Consider the following 738-nt stretch of genomic DNA (forward strand, 5'->3'; position numbering starts at 1 on the left):
TCAGAAACCAGTTCAACACCTACCTAACCCGCAATTTCCACTTCAGAAGCCTGTTCAACAGTTAACTAAGCCGCAGTATCCGCTTCAGAAGCCTGTTCAACCGCTAACTAACCAGCAGTTTCCGCTTCGGAAGCCAGTTCAACAGCTAACTAAGCCGCAGTTTCCGCTTCAGAAGCCTGTTCAACAGCTAACTAACCAGCAGTTTCCGATTCAGAAACCAGTTCAACACCTACCTAACCCGCAATTTCCACTTCAGAAGCCTGTTCAACAGTTAACTAACCAGCAGTTTCCGATTCAGAAACCAGTTCAACACCTACCTAACCCGCAATTTCCACTTCAGAAGCCTGTTCAACAGTTAACTAAGCCGCAGTTTCCGATTCAGAAGCCAGTTAAACAGCAGTTTCAGAAGCCAGTAGTGCAGGCAGAGCCCTTTGATAAATGTGTAGCTGTAGCTGATTCTGAGCAGATCCAATGTGGTCTACCTGGGATCAGTGGTGCTGAGTGTGAAGCTATCAACTGCTGCTTTAACGGACAGCAGTGTTTCTATGGAAGGGCGGTGACCGTCCAGTGTATTAGAGATGGTCAGTTTGTGGTAGTGGTGTCTAGAGATGTTACTCTGCCTCGACTGAGTCTGGATACGGTTCATCTACTGGGTGGAAATGACCCACCTTGTGCTCCTGTGGGGTCTACACCTTCCTTTGCTATATACCAGTTCCCTGTGACCGCATGTGGCACGAG

At 48.1% G+C, this 738-nt stretch carries 1 protein-coding gene; it reads left to right on the forward strand.

Annotated features, from left to right (window positions below):
• Window positions 1-738: hypothetical protein (locus tag I6F41_RS17920; protein WP_231613635.1), on the forward strand; the 738-nt coding region annotated here is incomplete at both ends.

Source organism: Pseudoalteromonas sp. SCQQ13 (genome assembly GCF_015864415.1).
GTDB classification, from domain to species: domain Bacteria; phylum Pseudomonadota; class Gammaproteobacteria; order Enterobacterales; family Alteromonadaceae; genus Pseudoalteromonas; species Pseudoalteromonas nigrifaciens.